The 18,415-nt window shown below is 49.7% G+C and carries 13 protein-coding genes and 1 pseudogene; 13 read left to right on the plus strand and 1 reads right to left on the minus strand.

Annotation, left to right across the window (positions count from 1 at the left end; genetic code table 11):
• From AQR02_RS33670 to AQR02_RS06880, 8 genes and pseudogenes are all read left to right on the plus strand, one after another.
• Positions 1-320: pseudogene (locus tag AQR02_RS33670) on the plus strand (AraC family transcriptional regulator); the annotation flags it as partial.
• A gap of 108 nt (positions 321-428) precedes the next feature.
• Entirely contained in the window at positions 429-1,436 is a 1,008-nt protein-coding gene (locus tag AQR02_RS06850; RefSeq protein ID WP_054939942.1) for a FecCD family ABC transporter permease, read from the plus strand.
• Positions 1,433-2,476, plus strand: coding sequence for a FecCD family ABC transporter permease (locus tag AQR02_RS06855; RefSeq protein WP_054939943.1), 1,044 nt, complete (start codon positions 1,433-1,435; stop codon positions 2,474-2,476). The genes AQR02_RS06850 and AQR02_RS06855 overlap by 4 nt, the downstream gene beginning before the upstream one ends.
• A 42-nt stretch (positions 2,477-2,518) precedes the next feature.
• A complete protein-coding gene (locus AQR02_RS06860) occupies positions 2,519-3,253 on the plus strand; it encodes an alpha/beta hydrolase (RefSeq protein ID WP_054939944.1) in 735 nt (244 codons plus the stop codon).
• A gap of 592 nt (positions 3,254-3,845) precedes the next feature.
• A complete protein-coding gene (locus tag AQR02_RS06865) occupies positions 3,846-5,045 on the plus strand; it encodes a saccharopine dehydrogenase family protein (RefSeq protein WP_054939945.1) in 1,200 nt (399 codons plus the stop codon).
• Between the two features lie 20 nt (positions 5,046-5,065).
• Positions 5,066-6,202 carry a carboxynorspermidine decarboxylase gene (gene nspC / locus AQR02_RS06870; protein WP_187388806.1) on the plus strand — a complete coding sequence of 379 codons (1,137 nt, stop codon included), beginning with the start codon at positions 5,066-5,068 and terminating at the stop codon, positions 6,200-6,202.
• Positions 6,203-6,368: 166 nt separating this feature from the next.
• Entirely contained in the window at positions 6,369-7,370 is a 1,002-nt protein-coding gene (locus AQR02_RS06875; RefSeq protein WP_054939946.1) for a phosphotransferase enzyme family protein, read from the plus strand.
• Positions 7,371-7,575: 205 nt separating this feature from the next.
• Positions 7,576-9,045 (plus strand): sensor histidine kinase, encoded by a 1,470-nt coding sequence (locus AQR02_RS06880; protein WP_054939947.1) that lies wholly within the window; start codon positions 7,576-7,578, stop codon positions 9,043-9,045.
• Here the strand turns inward: AQR02_RS06880 and AQR02_RS06885 are convergent.
• The gene (locus tag AQR02_RS06885) at positions 9,032-9,619 is read right to left on the minus strand and encodes a response regulator transcription factor (protein WP_054939948.1); all 588 of its coding nucleotides are present in this window, start codon (positions 9,617-9,619) and stop codon (positions 9,032-9,034) included. The genes AQR02_RS06880 and AQR02_RS06885 overlap by 14 nt on opposite strands.
• A gap of 209 nt (positions 9,620-9,828) precedes the next feature.
• Here AQR02_RS06885 and AQR02_RS06890 point away from each other — a divergent pair, with 209 nt between their 5' ends.
• The 5 genes from AQR02_RS06890 to AQR02_RS33675 form a co-directional block, all read left to right on the plus strand.
• Positions 9,829-11,181, plus strand: a complete 1,353-nt coding sequence (locus AQR02_RS06890) for a cytochrome P450 (RefSeq protein WP_054939949.1) — start codon at positions 9,829-9,831, stop codon at positions 11,179-11,181.
• A gap of 112 nt (positions 11,182-11,293) precedes the next feature.
• Positions 11,294-11,977 (plus strand): helix-turn-helix domain-containing protein, encoded by a 684-nt coding sequence (locus tag AQR02_RS31090; RefSeq protein WP_082451692.1) that lies wholly within the window; start codon positions 11,294-11,296, stop codon positions 11,975-11,977.
• Between the two features lie 123 nt (positions 11,978-12,100).
• The gene (locus AQR02_RS06900; protein WP_082451694.1) at positions 12,101-15,727 is read left to right on the plus strand and encodes a glycoside hydrolase family 44 protein; all 3,627 of its coding nucleotides are present in this window, start codon (positions 12,101-12,103) and stop codon (positions 15,725-15,727) included.
• Between the two features lie 67 nt (positions 15,728-15,794).
• On the plus strand, positions 15,795-17,171 hold the full coding sequence (locus AQR02_RS06905) for a copper amine oxidase N-terminal domain-containing protein (protein ID WP_054939951.1): 1,377 nt from the start codon (positions 15,795-15,797) through the stop codon (positions 17,169-17,171).
• Between the two features lie 30 nt (positions 17,172-17,201).
• The coding region (locus AQR02_RS33675) for a TolB family protein (RefSeq protein ID WP_222861267.1) at positions 17,202-18,415 on the plus strand (1,214 nt) is incomplete at its 3' end.

An 18,415-nucleotide genomic window follows, 5' to 3' on the forward strand; every position in this document is an offset into this window, starting at 1 on the left:
TGCTCTACGGTGAGCTTGAACTGCAGCCCGCGTATGATAGCGGGGATGAAATTTACAATGTACCGGTGACCCCGCAGGAAATAGCTGCCCTGCATGCAGATCATCTGCTCATGCTGATCCGCCGGGAGAGCGATACGCTGGGAGAGTGGAATAAGCTGCAGAATGATCCGGAATGGTTGAAAATAGCGGCGGTGCAGCGGCACAGGGTGCATTATCTATCTTCCGATCCTTGGCGTGAGCACTCTGCCTATGCCCAGCTGCGGATGCTCCGGCAGACGAAACAGCTGTTAGTCGGCCAATCGTCCATCCATGTTCCGTAATTTGTCCATGGAGCCTCTTTGTCCGCTTCGCTATAATCTTAAATGAGAATCATTATCAAATGATGAAGGTCCAAAATAGAAGCCATCAAAAGAACGGGATGACATGAAATGAAATTATCGGCCGCATTTAAGACAACCTCATTACTGGTGCTGGGGCTTGTCCTAATCATAATCATCAGCGTGTTATCTGTGCTCTACGGTTCTAAATCCATTGGTTATGGAACGATTTGGAGTGCGCTCGTACATTTTGACCCGGATAATATTGATCACCAGATTATTCTTACCTCACGGATTCCAAGAGTAGCGGGAGCCCTGCTGATTGGCGCTTTTTTTGCCGTATCCGGTGCACTCATGCAGGGAATGACCCGGAATTACCTGGCCTCCCCCTCCATTATGGGGATCAGTGACGGTTCGGTATTCGCGATTACACTGTGCATGGTGTTCCTGCCCGAAGCCTCGTCCATGACGATGATTGTCTATTCTCTGGCCGGCTCCCTGTTAGGGGCTGTACTGGTTTTCGGGACTGCCAAGCTGCTGCCCGGCGGGGCAACGCCGCTGACCATGGCCGTTCTCGGAACGATTATCGGCACCTTTCTCGGAGGGGTTTCGCAGGCGCTCGCTTCCTATTTTCAAATCTCGCAAAATATCAGCTTCTGGTATAACGCCAGGCTCCATATGATGGACCCTGCACTAATCAAGCTTACCATTCCGTTCGCAGTTGTGGGCCTGACCCTTGGCCTGCTGATGTCCCGCCCGGTAACCATGCTGTCGCTGGGGGATGAAACGGCGGCCGGTCTGGGGCTAAAAGTTACTGCCGTTAAAGGGCTTACGATGCTGAGCGTGGTGATTCTGACGGGGATCTCGGTCGCCATCGCCGGAAAAATCGCCTTTGTCGGGCTTATCATCCCGCACATCACCCGTCTGCTGATCGGCCAGGATTACCGCAAGATCATACCGTTCGCCGCCTTTACGGGCGCACTGTTCCTGGCAGCATGCGATCTGATCAGCCGGTTCATCAATTATCCGTTTGAAACGCCGGTCGGGGTGGTCACCGCACTGTTCGGGGTTCCCTTATTCCTGTATCTGGTGAAGACGAGAGGAGGCGGGCAATCATGAATAAGCTTTACTTGTCGCCTAAACCGAAGCGGAGGACCTTCTGGAAGCTGTTTCTGCTCTTCTGTCTGTTATCGCTGGCCGGAATATATGTCAGCCTGACCAACGGAACCTTTGATCTTTCCCCAAAGGATGTGCTCCGCACGCTGCTGCGGATTCATCCGGTGGAGGATTATGATCTTGTCATTTTTGATTTCCGGCTGCCGCGTATCGTGCTTGGCGCACTCGTCGGCTTTGGACTCGGCATTGCCGGGGCGGTGCTGCAGGGCATCTCCCGCAATTCGCTGGCTGACCCCGGGATTCTGGGGATTCATGCCGCAGCAGGAGCATTTGTCGTGCTGTTCATGTTCCTGACTGCCGGCACAATGAAGGCTCCGGCCTGGTTGTCGGTGATGTCAATGCCGATGTTCGGATTCATCGGCGGTCTGGTAGCGGTTGTCATGCTGTTTATCTTTGCAAGACAGCATGGTGAATTTCATCCGCAGCAGCTGATTCTTGTGGGCATCGCGCTTGCCTCCGGTTTCGGGGCAGTCACACTGTACGTCTCACTGAAAATGGACGCGCAAAACTTCGAAGCGGCTACCGTCTGGCTGGCCGGCAGTGTGTACAATGCGAACTGGCGGCAGGTATTGTCCACTCTTCCCTGGCTGGTAATCCTGACGCCGGTCATCTGGAGGCGTGCAGCTGTACTCGATCTGATGCAGCTCCATGAAGTAAGTGTGAAGGGAGTTGGCGTCGCAGTCGGCAGAGAAAGACAGATTCTGCTGCTGTGCTGCGTCGGGCTGGTCAGTGCATGCGTATCTGTGTCAGGCAGCATCGGCTTTGTCGGGCTGATTGCCCCGCATATCGCCAGACGCATGATCGGCAATACTTACAGATATATCGTTCCCTTATGCGGCGTTATCGGCTTGCTGATGGTCATCATTGCTGATTTTATCGGGAAAACCGTATTTGCACCTGCGGAGCTGCCGGTGGGGATTGTTGTTTCGATTATTGGTGTGCCTTATTTCATATTTCTGCTGTTTAAGACACGGGTAAGATGATGGCTACAGCATGACCTGTGGAGGCGGAGGGGAGAAAGATAAATGGAAGGAACCTATAGACGAAAAGAATTTAACGGACGGAGACTTGGAATCTACACGCCGATGTCATACGGGCAAATCTGCAGACGGTACCCGGTGGTCTATCTTCAGGACGACGGAGAAATGCTGGAGGATAACTTCAATTACCTGGAGCATCTAATGATTACAAAGGAGCTTCCCGAGCTGATCTTAGTCGGCATCAGTCCGCATGACAGGAACCATGATTATACGCCTTGGCCTTCCCCGGCGCTGATGTCCGGCTGGCGGGACTTCGGAGGCGGCGGCGGGGAATATCTCAGTGAGCTGGTCCACAGCATCAAGCCCTGCATTGACAGCGGCTACCTTACGCTGCCAGGCTCTGAACACACAGGCATTTGCGGCAGCTCCTTCGGCGGAATTATCTCCATATACACCTCATATCTCTATCCCGATATTTTCGGGAGAATCGGTCTTATCTCTGCTTCCTTCTGGTATCCGGGCCTTGTGGAATACATGCGGCAGCAGGCCGCGGACCGGCGGGACCAGCGGATCTATATGTATGTGGGAGAGCTGGAGGGTCTGTATAAGACGAATATCCAGAGGCAAATGGTCCCGTTAACCCGGCAGGCGCATACTATCCTTCAGGATCAGGGTTTCGATGAACGGCTGTTAAGGTTTGACACCAGTCCGGAGGGTACTCATGATAGGGCATTCTTCAGCCGGCAGTTTCCGGCAGCGCTGAAATGGATGTTCGGTTGAATCCGTCAGGAGCACGGATACGCGTACTTGTGTAGAATGATTAGGAACAGGAGCTTAAGGTGCTGGATTATCAGCTGCCTTAAGCTCTTTTCTTTCTTTTATAGTGTGGTTGATCGAGGTATTGGATTCAGCCTGTTACACATACTACACCTAAGTATATCCGCTGCGGCGGCTCTATAAGCAGTTAGCGGACAGGTGAAAACGGGTAAGATAACTTATTGCGCCTGTTTTCCGGAGGTGAGCCTGTTTATTGATTTCAAATAATACGTATGAAGAAAGGCGCTGCTGTGATACAATAGTCTAGTTGTCCTTCTTATGGGGTTTTACGTTTCAAGTAGCCGGGCCATCTGGCAATGTTTCTTCTAGAAAGCTTAGAAAAACGCAGCATTACAGTGTATTTACATGCGTTCAAGAGTATTAACAGGAAAAACCGAAGATTTTACAGACTACGTATCAATTTTTGTCGTTTTTTATTGATTTATTACTGTGCTTTATGTATAATCAGCCTTGTTGATTTTTGCAACTGGAAATGGCTTGTACGCTATAAGTCAGATCTGAACTACGGATTTCTTATATTAGGAGGTTATCAATTTTGGGAAAAGCATTAATTATTGGCGCTGGCGGTGTAGCTAGTGTTGTTGTGCACAAGTGCTGCCAGAACCCGGATGTATTTGAAGAGATCTGCATAGCGAGCAGAACCCTCGCGAAATGTGATGCTCTGAAAGATAAATTGGCCGGAGGCCAGACGAAGATTTCTACTGCTCAGCTCGATGCGGATAATACGGAAGAGGTCATTGAACTGATCAAGAGCTTCCAGCCGGATGTCGTGATTAATGTCGCTCTCCCATATCAGGACCTGACCATTATGGATGCCTGCCTGGCAACGGGAGTGCACTATGTGGATACCGCTAACTACGAACCGCAGGATACTGCGAAATTTGAATACTCCTGGCAGTGGGCCTACAAAGAAAGATTCGAAAAGGCCGGAATTACTGCGCTGCTCGGCAGCGGCTTCGATCCGGGCGTAACCGGTGTGTTCACCGCTTATGCACAGAAGCATTATTTTGACGAAATTCACACGATTGATATTGTGGATGCGAACGCAGGCGACCATGGTTACCCGTTTGCTACCAATTTCAATCCTGAAATCAATATCCGCGAAATTACCGCGAACGGACGTTACTTCGAGAATGGGGAGTGGATTGAAACTCCGCCGCTGTCCGAGAAAAAAGTCTATGATCTCCCGGAGATCGGCCCTAAGGATATCTACCTTCTCTATCATGAAGAGCTGGAATCCCTGGCTGTCAACATCAAGGGTGTGAAGAAAATCCGCTTCTGGATGACCTTCTCGCAGAACTACCTGACTCACCTGAAGGTGCTTGAGAATGTCGGCATGACTTCCATTGAGCCGATTGTCTATGAAGGCAAAGAGATTATTCCTTTGCAGTTCCTGAAGGCAATTCTGCCTGACCCGGCTTCCCTGGGACCAAGAACCAAGGGCAAGACCAACATCGGCTGCATTATTCAGGGTACGAAAGACGGCCAGCCAAAAACGTATTATGTATACAATGTCTGCGATCATGAAGAATGCTACAGAGAAGTGGGCTCCCAAGCTATTTCTTACACTACCGGCGTTCCTGCAATGATCGGGGCTATGATGATTATCAAAGGCATCTGGAAGAAACCGGGCGTATACAACGTCGAAGAATTCGATCCGGACCCATTCATGGATGCACTCAATCAACACGGGCTGCCTTGGCAAGAAGATTTCTCGCCGACGCTGCTGGACTAGGGCGTAAGGCAATGAAAGAAATTAATATCGACATCAGCGCGCTGCCGTCACCTGCCTATCTTGTCGATGAGCGGCTGCTTAAGAAGAACCTGGAGACCCTGAATTACGTGCAGGAGCGTACCGGAGCGAAGATTCTCCTGGCGCAAAAAGGGTTCTCCATGCACGCTCTGTACCCACTGGTCGGCAAGTACCTGCATGGTGTTACTTCCAGCTCCCTGTTCGAAGCCCGGCTGGGCTTTGAGGAAATGGGCAAGGAAGTGCATGTCTACGCACCGGCTTATATGGACCGTGAATTCGACGAGCTGCTGCGCTACACCGATCACATGGTGTTCAACTCGTTTGACCAGTGGAACCGGTTCAAGGATCGGGTACAATCCGCTCCCAAAACCATCAGCTGCGGTATCCGTGTGAACCCGGAATATTCCGAGATCGAAGTGCCGCTGTATGATCCCTGCTATAACTATTCCCGCATGGGCGTGACGCTGCCGAATTTCCGGCCGGAAGAGCTTGAAGGCATTGATGGACTGCATTTCCATACGATGTGCGAGCAGAACTCGGATACACTGGAGCGCACACTTAAGGTTGTGGAAGAGAAATTCGGCCAGTATCTGCACGGCATGAAATGGCTCAACTTCGGCGGCGGACATCATATTACCCGTCCCGACTATGACCTTGAGACACTAATCAAGTGCATTCTCCATATGAAAGAAACCTATAATGTCCAGATCTATCTGGAACCGGGCGAAGCGGTTGCGCTGAATACCGGGTACCTGGTGGCTACTGTACTGGATACGATGCATAACGGCATGGACATTGCCATTCTTGACACCTCGGCGGAATGCCATATGCCGGATGTGCTCGCGATGCCGTACCGTCCTGGCATTATCGGCTCAGGAGAGCCGGGGGAATATCCGTATACGTATAGACTCGGCGGCATGACCTGTCTGGCGGGAGATATTATCGGGGATTATTCCTTCCCGGAACCGCTCAAATACGGTGACAAGCTGGTCTTCCTCGACATGGCGCATTATTCCATGGTGAAGAACCATATGTTCAACGGCGTGAACCTGCCGGCTATTGCTTCATACAACGATGAAGAAGGCCTCAAGGTCATCCGTGAGTTTGAATATAGCGATTTCAGCGGCCGTTTGTCTTAATCCTTTTATAACCAGGTGTTCTGTAAGCCATTGTGATGGCTTGCGGGACGCCTTTTTTGCTTGCGAAAAGACATATAAAACTATTATAGAAGTTCTTTCCATTTCTCTTGGCTGCTCTGCACTGTACTCTTATGTAAGATATTTATAAGAGGAGCTGTTGTAAAGAGTGCTAAAAATCAAGTATTTGTTCACGAATGAGAGCCTTGCCGAAATGCTTCTGGGGAACTGGCCGTTTGATCCGCAGTCGCTGGAGATGTTTCAGTATTACCGGATTTCCTCCAATGCGATTTATCCGTTTCAAGCGGATGGCAAAACGCAGATGCTGCGGTTCGCTCCGCAATCCGAGAAGCTGAAGAGCAATCTGCTCGCAGAGCTTGAGTTCGTTGCTTACCTTAAGAACTGCGGCTATGGGGTGCTGGAAAGTGTACTCTCGGCTGGAGGAACTGATCTGGTAGAGGCGCAGACCCCATGGGGGGCATATTATGCTTCCGTGTTCAAAAGGGTAGCAGGGAAACAGCTGTCCAGCATCTGTCTGAGCGATCATATTGTGTATAAATACGGCGAGGCCTTGGGCCGGCTCCATGAATTGTCCAGCAGATATACTCCTGCGGGACCCCGCAGATGGTCGCATAAGGATGTGCTGGAATGGATCGGGGCGGTACTTGGGGAGTTTCCGGAGGAAACAGCAGCTGTCGCAGAGCTGAGTCTGCTTGCTGACTATTTCGCTGACATGCCTGTCACAACCGGCAATTACGGGCTGATTCATTATGATTTTGAACTCGACAATGTGTTCTATCATGAGGCCGGGGATACCATCAGCGCCATCGACTTCGATGACAGCATGTACCACTGGTATGCGGTGGACATAGAGCAGTCACTGGACAGTCTGCTTGAGGATATTGCTGCGGAGGAGCAAGAGGCGAAGCGCCAGTGTTTCATGGAAGGATACCGGAGCAGTTATACTCTGCCGGAAGAAGGGCCTTCACCGGAGGCTTGCCGACGCTTCGCCAATATGTACGGCTATGCGCGTGTCTTAAGGTCCACGGCAGAGCGATGGGAGCATGAACCGGATTGGCTGACCGGGCTTAGAAACCGCCTGCAACTGAAAATGAAGGCAGCAGCTTCCCGGTTCGGTCTGGACATTTCCGCCAGAAACAACAGCTTATAAGCAAAGCCCGTTCTTCTAATGGGAAGGAGAACGGGCTTTTTTATGCTTATTTCATTATTATAGAAATCTGTCTGGTAAAAAGTTTCTGCTTTTGGCAAAATAGAAGGGAACATAAAACATAAAATATACCAATTTTAAGAGATGTGGTAATATGGAGTCACTTTTATACAAGGGAATATGAAGCTGAGATGGCGGAGGGTTGGCCTTGAATTTATTTTACATACTTATGTTTCTGTCGATGTGGACAATGGGTGTGGTGCTACTTGTATTTAATCGTAAAGCCAACCTCTGGATTAGCCTGACGCTGTTGACTGGAGGGATGGCCAGTTTTGCGTTCTCCATACATCTTACGATTATTCCATTCATTGTACCCCGCGGATGGCTATCGCCTGTATTAAGTTTTTTTCTCTATGAGCTTAGTGTGGCGGCTATGACGGTATACTTCTATCTATTTCCTTTTACAGCCTGCATGGGGGCGTTATGGCTGGGTGCGGTACGCTCAACTAAGAGAAGGGCTCTGATCTCCGTCCTGTTATTCATACCGGCTGTTCTTGTATGGGGCCATCATTATCGGAATGAGCCATGGGCCAGCTTCGAAATCAGTCATTTTCGGATATGGGCAGGTTTATATTTCCTGTTAAGCTTTGTCCTCTACGGGATTGCATTCAAACGGGAGAAAGAATTCTATACGAAGAAGAATAAGAAAAGAGTAGGGGTTATATTTACGCTCGGCACTCTATTTGCATTCGTAACCGATTTCTTAGGGTTTCGTTCCTTGACCATGAGGGAGTGGAGCTTTGAACTGGAGAGCAACGGGGCGTGGAAATACAATGTTATTGTGGTATTGGGCCTTGTGGCGGTTATTATCTTTTATCTGGTGAAGAACGGCTTCATGGGCATCAAGCTCAGAATTGAACGGGAAAAGATGGATGTATCGATGCGTGCGCTTACGATGGGAGTCTCGATCCTGAATCATTCCATCAAGAACGAAATTCAAAAAATCAATTACTTAACCGAGAAGACCACGGGCTATATTCATTCGGGCCAGTCCGACAAATCCCTTCAGTCCATGGAGCAAATTCATTCGGTTACGGCTCATCTGCTGGATATGGTCGGGAGAATCAAGGACAAAGCCGACGATATTGTACTCAGTGAAACTCAGGTAGGTATCAAAGAGATCATTAGCGCGGTTCTGCAGCCTATGCAGCCGCTTCTGGAGAGCCGTTCAATCCGGGTAGCAGTCACGCAGGAAGAAGACGGGGAATTAATCTGTGATACGATGCATCTCAAGGAGACGTTGTCGAACCTGGTTCAGAATGCAGTGGATGCCATGGATACTGAGGGCGGCACGCTTACACTGCGGACAGTGAGAGCCAAGCGGTATTTCATCATAGAAGTGGCGGATACCGGATGCGGCATTCCAAAGGATCAGCTGGGCAAGATCTTTGAACCTTTCTATACTACGAAGAAAAACCCCTATAATCACGGTCTCGGATTATCCTATTGTATGTCGGTCATGAGGAAGCATGGAGGTAAGCTCACCATTGCAAGTGCAGAATCAGAGAGAGGAACAACGGTCATGCTGCATTTTCCAATTCAGCGTTTTGTTGTGCCTTCTGAGCTTAATATTTACACCCCTTCCACGCCTGTGATCCGATCCATCAATCGCTTTTAAAATAAGTAAGCTTGTTCTTGATGCTCTTCAGCTGGGATTTGATCGTGTTTGTTGATTTATGCAGCTTATCGGAGATTTGCTGTTTGCTCAGCCCTTCCTTTCTCAGCTCGAAGACCTCACGCTCCATGGGCGACAGCTCCATCAGCTGAATTTCACTGCGCATGACGCGGGCGGCGTCTGCATGAATGGTGGACCGGTCATCATGCGCTTCCCTAATTGCACGGACAATATCTTTATAACTAAGCTTGGTAATGTAATTGAGGGCCCCGAACTGGAAGGATTTCATGATAATCTCTTTTTCGGTCAGCGAGGTCAGCATGATGACTTTGATGCCTTGCTCATGCAGATTTGACAGGATCTCCTTCATCGCTTCCAGGCCATCCAGATTGTTGCCGGTTAAGTTAATGTCCATCAAAATGATATCCAGCGGATGCCGAAACGCCGCTTGAACTGCCTCTTCTTTAGTGCTGGCGACAGCCACAACCTCTATATCCGGCTCCTCAGCCAAATCACTGCTTATGTTCTGCTTCCAGAACGGATCATCCTCTACTAACATGACGCGTATACGCTCCATTAAATTCCCTCCATCACTCTGCCTACAGGTTAGCAATAGTATACAAAACAATCACCCTGGCTGATAGGGTGATTTTTTTTCACCCTTGGACATAAGCAGGGGGGTGAAAAAAGTTCATCCTCCTCAATCCTGAGTCAACGCTATAAGCTATGGATTGTAAACGGCGCCCTTTACGCCGGAATAGAGAGATGAAACGGAGAGATCACAACATGAAAGCTGCGGCAGAAAAAATGTATGCGCCACAGGGACCCAAGGGCTCCTGGCTGAGCGGGAATTTAATGGAATACCGGCAGGATCCTACGGGATTTCTAACGGAGCTGCAAAAGGACTACGGAGGTGTAGCGCAAATACGGTTTGGTCCCCAGAAAATGTATGTTATCTATGATCCGAACCTTCTTAAGGAGGTTCTGCTGACGAAGCATGAGCATTTTATTAAACTTAAAGCGTTTAAAGAAGCACGGCTGTTTGTCGGGGACGGTGTTGCTACCAGTACAGGAGCCAAGCACAAACGGGTCCGAAAGCTGATTCAGCCGCATTTTACGAGAGGCCATATTCAGACCTATGCAGAGCAAATGGTGCTGACGGTTCGAAAAGAGCTGGACAGCTGGATGCCGGGAGAACGGCGGATTCTGACAGAGGATGTCTCGAACATTACATTTGCGGTGATTGCCAAAACATTGTTCAGCCTCGAAGGGGGCGGATATACCGATTCCATCCGGGTTCCGTATGAGCTGATTAACCGGATGTGTTCGGAACGTATGCGTTCCTTGTTTCCGGTGCCCCTGTTCATCTCAACGGCCAATAACCGGGCTTACAAAAAAGCATTGCATGAATTGGACCAGGCCGTGTTCACCATTCTTCAGCAGCGTAGAGAAAATCCTGAGCAAGGCGCAGGGGATCTGCTCTCCGTATTAATGTCTGCGAAGGATGAAAACGGAGCCGGCATGACGGACCAGGAGCTGCGCGATGAGCTGATGATCATGTTCATTGCAGGCCATGAGACTTCGGCCAATGTACTGTCCTGGACATTCTCCTATATCCTGCAGCACAAGGAGGTAGAAGACAAGTTGTACGAGGAGTGGGACCGGGTGCTAGGCGGGAATGATCCCACAGACGCTACTTATATGCAGCTGACCTATACCCAGAATGTGCTTAGAGAGGCCATGCGGCTGCGTTCACCATCCTTTTTTACAGGACGTTCGGCCACAGCGGATGTGGAGATTGGCCACATTACGGTGAAGAAAGGACAATCCATACTGTTCAGCCCCTATGCCATGCACCAGAATCCCGAGTATTTTCCTGACCCGTTATCCTTTATTCCAGAGCGGTTCGAGAATGATTTCCTGAAAAAGATTCCACAGTTTGCCTATATTCCGTTCGGGGGAGGGCCGCGCGGATGTATCGGAAATCATTTTGCGATGATGGAAATGGTGATTGCCCTGTGTATGATCGGCCAGCGTTACCGGCTGAGGCTGGCTCCTGCGCATCCTCCGATTGAAATGGAGGCCCTGATGACGCTGCGCCCCAAGCATGGCATTCAGGTCATTGTTAACAACCGGTAAGCGGTTCTGCTAAATTTGAAATTTATATCAATGATACTTATAGTCCGTCGACTCTATGCCGCATCTGGATTAACATGTAAATATAAATAAGAGAGTCAAAGGGTGCTGGCAGATGAACATATTACAAGATTTTGGGATCCGGCTGAAAGAGCTAAGGCTGCGCTCGAGCATGTCACAGGATATGCTGGCTTCCAGGTCTGGGCTGGACCGGACTTATATAGGCGGCGTGGAGCGCGGGGAACGTAATGTATCGCTTAAGAATATTGAAATTCTATGCAATACGCTGGATGTGGATATAAGTTACTTTTTTGACGATGAACGGTTTTCCGTGCATTCTGCTTTTTTCAAACAGGAGATAGCAAGACCGCTCGAAGACCGGTTCAGCTACAGCCTGCTGATCGAGGACAATCTGCTGGCCTGGAAGGTGACAGGAGCCCTGCATCCGGAGGAAGTCAAACGAATTTGTCTGGATTTAAAAGCGGCCTGCCGTCAGCTTACTCCCGGTCAAGTCAAGCTGCTGATCGATAACAGCAAAATGATGACCAAGGGGCAGCCCATTGCTTTTCTGCACGAGGTCACTGAAATATGGGAGGAGCTTCAGCGGTGGTTCCTTCCTTATTGCGAACAAGTCATCGTCCTCTGCAATTCCAAGTTCATGCAGAATCAGATGAACCGTCTGGCCAAACGGAGCGGGATTATCAAAGTGCAAAAGACGCTTTACGCTGAAGATAAGCAGTGGCTGGCCGCCGATGATATGGAGCTGACAGATTTGCTCAAAAGGTATCTGGAAGTATAGATACGCAAGTGGATACTAATAAAGGTGCTTGAAGTGCAGTTAGGTTAAAGTGGCTGTGCGCGCCTTTGTTATATGCCGATTTCATATTATAACGATGAGGATAATTGGAGATGAGAAGGCTGGATGAGAACATTTTTACCGTATAGCAACAAAAACGTATTTGTTATATGTATGGTTTTTCTCCTGTTGTCGAATTGCCTGTCATTCTTTGAGGCATCAACGGGAAATGCCATGGCTGCGGTAAGCTTCAAAGCCTCGGCAACTGCAGCATCTTCCACTATAGAAGCGGGGTCTAAAGCAACTGTGAACGTAAGTGTAACAGCATCGGAACAAACCGATGTGCTGGTGGATGTTGAGTTTTTTGATTCAGGACTGAAGAATGTCGGCAAGGTGTTCGTAGACAATATCCGGCTGGAAGCCGGTGTGGAGAAGAACGTTCCGCTGGTCTGGAATTTACCGGCAAATCTGCCGGCAGGAGAGTATCTGATCAGCTTCGGGATATTTGGAGCCGGCTGGAAAGGAGGAGACAGCAAATGGTTCCCGGGTGCAGCGAAGATTACGGTTACTCAGGGAATGCCGCAGATCAGCTTTACGGCAGCAGCAACGGCTGCGCCAGGCAGCATCAAAACAGGTGAGCAAGTGAGCGTTGAAGCCTCCGTGACTGCAAATGTGTATACGGATGCGCTTGTCGAAGTAAAGGTGCTCCATTCCAGCGGGACCCTTGTTCATGAACAGGTGTTCAATAAGACCTTTCCGGCCAGTCTGCCGGTAGCGTTCCCGGTGAAATGGAAAGCTCCAGAGGATGCGTTACCGGGAACCTACCATGTAGTGGTGGCCGTATACAATCCGGACCGCTCAAAGACCTACACGGTTAATTCAGCAGCAGCACAGTTTTCGCTGAGCTCAGCGAATGATCCGTTACCCCCTGCTCCGGCTAATGTAAAGGCGGTATTGGCTGCATATACAATCACAGTCACCTGGGGACAGGTAGCCCAGGCAACCAGCTACGAGGTGGAAGTAGACGGGGCTGGAATTCTGGAAGTGACCGGCACTTCTTGTATCCATACCGGATTAAAGGCAGATACGAGTCATACCTACAGGGTTAGGGCAAAATACGGCTCCGTTGCCGGGCCGTGGAGTTCGGCAGTCAGCGTGAAGGTTCCTCCGGCTGAAAGCGAGACTCAGTCTTTCAAAGTCCTCACCACAACAGGAAAAAAACTTAGCTCATCCTCGATGACACCAAAGTTCAAAGTCATGAATAACGGCAAAACAGAGGTCAGTCTAAGGGATTTAAAAATCCGCTACTACTACACTGCTGACTTCAAGAATGACGAAGAAAAATCCTTCGACATTGGATTCTACAGCCTGGTGAAATGGAGAACGCTCGCAACCGCCGACGTTATCACCCGGTTTGTCAAAATGCCGGTACCTGCAGCCCAGGCCACTCATTATCTGGAGATTGGATTCACAGAGCAGGCAGGTGTGATAAAGCCCACGGAAGAGCTTGTATTCAGCGGCTGGATGAATAAGAGCGACTGGTCGATGTTCGATCAGGGAAATGATTATTCGTTCCTGAACACTTCTGCGGAAGCAGAAAGTCTCAAAACGGTAGTCTATCAGGAGGGTGTGCGGGTATGGGGAACCGAACCGGAGCTTCTGGACATTCCGCCTTTCCCGGACCCGCTGAAATCGGAAGCTTCAGATACATCGGTTATCCTAACCTGGGACGATGTTCCGGGAGCAACTGGCTATGAAGTCTATGCGGATGGAGTGATTACGACTGTACTCGGCAATAAGTTTATCTATGATTTTTTGAAGCCGGGTACACAGCATGCCTTCAAAATCAGGGCCCTTAAAGGAGACGCAGTCAGCTTGTGGAGCTCGCTCTTCACAGTCAAGACAACCGGGGAACAGCAGCTTCCGCAGCCTACAGGTATCCGGGCAGAGAAGACTCAAACGTCGATTGCAATCACCTGGAAAGCCATGCAGGAGCGGGTCACCGGTTATGACATCGAGGTTGACGGTGTAGTCACACCAGTAGGGAGTAACCTGTTCTACACACACAGCGGATTAACATCGGCAACGCTCCACACTTACCGGGTCAGAGCCAAGGACGGCAGCACACTGGGACCCTGGAGTGACAAGATCAAGGTCAATACGCTCCGTAGCTCTGCAGGGCCTTTTGAAGTCCAGTTTCACATTGATCCAGCCGCGGAAAGATCGCCTATCAGCCCTTATATATACGGTTCGAACGAGGATTTGACAGGTACTGAGAATCTGACCGCACGCAGAGCCGGCGGCAACCGGTTCTCGACCTACAATTGGGAAAATAATGCATCGAATTCAGGCAGTGACGGAGGGTTTGTCAGCGACTCCTTTGTTCCGTGGTATTACGGCGGAATTCCGGTCTCAGACAGCGCGAAGTGGGAAATACCCGGGAGTGCAGCGATAGGCTTTCATCAGAAATCACTGGAGAAAGATGCTTATACACTGTGGACACTGCCAATGGCGGGATACGCTGCCAAAGACAAGGGTTCCAGAGTGACCCAAGCGGAGACTGCTCCTTCCAGCCGATGGGTAGATGTGAAGGCAGCCAAAGGGGCACCATTCAGTCTTACCCCGGATTTGAATGACAATGTGGTGTATAACGATGAACTGGTCAATCTTCTGGTCCATAAGTTTGGTCCGGCGTCTTCTGCCACCGGTATCAAAGGCTATTCCATGGATAATGAACCGGGACTGTGGAATCACACGCATGAATATATGCATCCTGAAATGACTAAAGGCGCCGAGGTGCTGAACAAATCCGTTGAGCTCGCCAAAGCAGTTAAAAATGTAGATCCAGGTGCAGAAATGTTCGGTCCGGTTTCATACGGCTTCAGTGATGCTTATATGGTGGATAACAAGCCGGAATGGAATCAGATCAAAAGTAACTACAGATGGTATCTGGATTATTATCTGGACAATATGGCCAGAGAATCGAGAAAAGAAAACAAACGGCTGCTGGATGTGCTGGATATTCACTGGTATTCCGAGGAAATGGGGGGCGGGACCCGGATTACGAGCACCGCGCTGGAAAAACACTCCTTGGAGACGCATAAGGTACGTGTTCAGGCACCGAGGTCGTTGTGGGATCCGAGTTATCTGGAAGATACATGGATTGGGGATTGGTTCAGTGAGTTTCTTCCGATGATTCCGTCGATGAGAAATTCGATTAACACCTATAATCCGGGAACCAAGATGGCGATCACCGAGTACGACTTCGGCGGCGGTCATCATGTATCCGGAGGAATCGCACAGGCAGATGTGCTGGGGATTTTCGGCAAGCAGGGCTTATATATGGCGAACTACTGGAATATGGCGGGTACAAACAGGCTGTCCCAGATCCCTTACCTGTCCTCAGGATTCAAAATTTATAACAATTATGACGACAATAACTCGAAGTTTGGGGATACAAGTGTGGGGGCTGACACAAATGACATTGAGAACAGCTCCATTTACAGCTCCGTCTTCAAGGACAGTGACAATAAGCTGCACATGATTGTGATGAACAAAAACTTTGATTATGAAATGAATGCCTCATTTACAATCGGGGGAGCAGTGCCTTACAAATCGGCGAAAGTGTGGGCGTTCGACGAGAACAGCCCGCAGATTACCGAAAGAGCAGGGGTATCCCACATCGACGGCAACACCTTCACACTGAGTATCCCGAAACTGACGGTAGCCCATATCGTGCTTTCGGCAGAATGAGGTTGAGCAAATTCACTTAGGATCAAGGCAACAACACTATAAAACTAAATTTAAAGGAGCTAATATCATGTTCAGTAAAAAAATCTTATCTGTATGTGTATCTTCTGCATTACTGATGTCGTTTGCCGCCGGAGGGGGTGTAATTGCGGCGGAAACGGCTGCTTCAACAGGTGTTCAGGTCAAAAATTTTCAATTTCTTGACAAGGAATATGACCGCATTTCACCGGATTCGGCAGCCACGCCGGATGGTATCCGTGACGGTCACCTGAGCCTGCTGATCGATGCCGGAGAAGGCACAGAGATTAAATCGATCACGATGAAAACAGCAGATGCACAAGGGAATGACGTGAATCACGGCATCTGGAAAACGTGGAAGGAAGCAGGAACCGATACAAGTTATTTACTTGTGGTTGTCCAGGATGGGAAAACGATCAATTCCACATTCAGTACGACACTGGGAACCTTCAAAGGTGTGGCACAGTTTGAGCTCTTTGCTTCGGATAACAACGGAATGAAGGCTGGAGAATATTATTATCTGGAAATTGTCACAAGCAAGGGTACAGTAAAAACCCCCATCACTCCATATGCCGAGAATGTTACCTCATACGCACCGGTTGCGATCCGGGAATTCAGCTGGAAGGACCTTACTTCTGATCAGACGGGTATCGCTGAGTTTGGTCCAGATGGCAACCTCGACGCTCATTTTAAGTTAAAGCTTAATTTCGCGCAGAAAACCGATGTGCTGTCAGTCATCCTCCGCGGTTCGGACAAAGAAGGTAATCCTGCAGCAGGGATTTGGCGGACTAACAGAGCCGGAACGGGCTGGCTGCTCGGAATCGCCCAAGGAAAAACAGTAGTGACTCCAGGCTTCAAGGACGATGTCAAAGCCCCTGTAGGAGCCTTTAGAGGGAGTGTGGATTTCGACCTGTATGCCGGCAATAACGGGTCTATCAAAAACGGCGAGTACTATGTGGTAGAAGTAGAGACCAGCTTCGGTACCGTGATGACTAAACCGGTGAAGTTCGGTGATCCTGCGTCCAATTATGTTAACGATGCTCCGCTCGGGTTCAAAACAATTGGACTGAAGCTGAATTCAGTGAAGGCCAGCGTGGACGAGAAGGACTACACCCTGGAGGTAGCTCCATTCAAGCAGGAAGGCCGTACCATGGTCCCTATCCGCTTCATTGCGGAAGCACTAGGAGCAAAGGTGGACTGGAATCCTAAGGAAAGACGGGTCACACTGACGAAGGAATCGACCAAGATTGAGCTGATTATTGATCAGAAAGAAGCATATGTAAACGGAGTTGCTACTCAGCTGGATTCTCCGGCTATCATCCGCAAGAATGTTACACTGCTTCCTGTTCGCTTTGTCAGTGAGAATATGAAAATGAAAGTGTTCTTTGATGAAGGGGAAATCGTCATTACTGACGCCATTCAACAATAAGAGAAGTATGAGATTGGAGGGTAGAGTGCAATGCAAATCAGATTCACTAGAGCTATAAAGGAGAAGCTCGCTGCTCTGCTGGCATTCAGTATGCTGATCACAGCAGCAATGCCTGGCGCAGCGGCTGCATCTAGTACGGCTGACAGCCTGCCGGCTTCACCACCTTCTGTTACTGAAACCGTATATGATGCTGACGGGATCAAGGACTTGCTGCCATCGGTTAAGGCAGGTACTCCTGTGTCATGGAATTTGCTCAGCAGACTGAACCGCGGGTTTATGTCCTTTATGTATCCTACATTTGACATGCCGCTTACCAAGCTAAGCTCAGATGAGAGGTACATGGCATTCACGACATATGCACTGGATGATGAGAAAGGCTCTGGACGAAAGGTCGTTTATATCCAGGACCGGAGTACGGCTGAATTCCAGCTTGTCCGGACACCGGACAGCACGGGAAGCGTGATTTATTTCGATATGACGCCTGATGCCCGGTATATCGTGTACAGCTATGGGGAAGACGTGGTCAGCGGAATCACCAAGGTGTACCTGTATGACAGACAGACGGGCCAGCTGGAAACCGTGAACGAGGTTAGCGGTCCCAACGATATCAGATACGACGATGGGGAATATGTCTCCATAAGTTCGGATGGACGGTACGTGGCTTTTGATTCCGATGCCAAGCTGATCCCGCAGGATACGGATGAGGAGAGGGACGTGTACCTCTTTGACCGAATGGGCAGCGACGGGAATAAGCTGAAGCGGGTGAGTATACCGCAGGAGGAAGGCCTGAACACTGACAGCTGGGCCCCATCCATTAGCGGAGATGGAAATGCTATCGCATTTGTCTCCAAGGCTAAATTAACCTCCCAGGAGGATTATGTCGGCACAGAATGTATCTATCTGTACAGCCTGGCAGATGGAACGGTCGAGCGGGTGACTCAAGGAAGATCGCCGTCCCTCAGCGGTGACGGCCGTTATGTGGCGTTCACAACTTACCGGTCGGATCTTGCACCCGGTGATGAGAACGGTAAAGACGATATCTATGTCTTTGACCACACTGATGACAGCTTCCGGAGAGTCTCCTATCAGGAAGATGGGAACGAGCATACCGGAAACAGCAGGTATCCCTTCATCAGCCGGGATGGTGCTTATGTGGCCTATGAAGTGAATCAGGGTAACGCTTCGGGTCCTGCAGAGGGCTATGTAGCGGGTATCCAGGATTTAAGCTCGGCGAAGATTACCTT

Source organism: Paenibacillus ihuae (assembly GCF_001368795.1).
Classification (GTDB): Bacteria; Bacillota; Bacilli; order Paenibacillales; family Paenibacillaceae; genus Paenibacillus_AQ; species Paenibacillus_AQ ihuae.